At 76.6% G+C, this 1,014-nt stretch carries 1 pseudogene; it reads left to right on the forward strand.

Features of this window, described 5'->3' with window-relative positions:
• A pseudogene (locus AB0M20_RS45685) lies at positions 1-1,014 on the forward strand (hypothetical protein); the annotation flags it as partial.

Here is a 1,014-nt window from a genome sequence, read left to right on the forward strand (position 1 = left end):
TCTGCTCGCCGCCGTGCTCGCCCAGCGACGCCAGCTGGTCAGCGGGGTCGCGCAGCTCCTGCGCCGCGCCCCGGTGGCGACCGCCGGCGCCCGGGCCTTCGCGCTCGGCGGTGCGGTGCTGGTGCTGGCCGCGGTGACCACCGCACAACTGGTGATCTCCGACGGCGAGCTGGACGGCGTCGGCGTCTTCGCCGCCGCGCTGCTCACGGTCGCGCTCGCGCTGGTCACCGCCCGTGGTGGGATCGCCCTGATCACCCGCTTCGCCGCCCGCGCGCTGCGCCGCGGCCGGCTCGGCACGGCCCTGGCCGGCTTCCAGCTCTCCCGGCGGGCCGGCGCGGCGCGGTTGGTCACCCTGCTCGTCGCCGCCGTCGCCGTCATCGGGTACGCGGCCACCGCCGCCGACGTCGCCGCCCAGGACCGGACGGTGGCCGCCGAGCTGGGCAACGGCGCGGACCGGGTGATCGGCGTCGAGCAGGTCAGCCGTGCGAAGCTGCTGTCCGCGGTCCGCGCGGTGGACCCGGACGGCGACTTCGCGATGGCCGCAGCACAACTGCTCGGCGGCGGTCAGGGCGAGCCGCTCGGGCTCGCCCTGGACACCACGCGACTCGAGACCGTGGCGACCTGGCCGGCGGGCGCGCCGCCCGTACGTGAGGTGGCCGCGGCGCTGCGCCCACCGGCCGGCGCCCCGATCGTGGTCGACGGCCAGGACATCACCGTGGACGCGGTCACCCGCGGGAACCTCGACGGCGCCGTCCGGCTGACCGTGTCCCTGAGCTCGAGGACCGGCGCCCAGACCAACGTGCAGCTGGACCGCCTGCACGCCGGTCTGTACACCTACCAGCAGCGGGTCGCGATGTGCCGGGACGGCTGCCGGCTGCGGGGCATCCAGCTCGCCACGTTGCCCGGCATCACCGCGGCGAGCGGCTCGCTGACGATCCGGTCGGTGCGCCTGGTGAACCCACGCAAGAGCGTGCTCACCGCGGCGCAGCTCGCCGACGTGCGTCGCTGGCGGGC

Source organism: Actinoplanes sp. NPDC051633, assembly GCF_040681735.1.
In the GTDB taxonomy this organism is placed as follows: Bacteria; Actinomycetota; Actinomycetes; order Mycobacteriales; family Micromonosporaceae; genus Actinoplanes.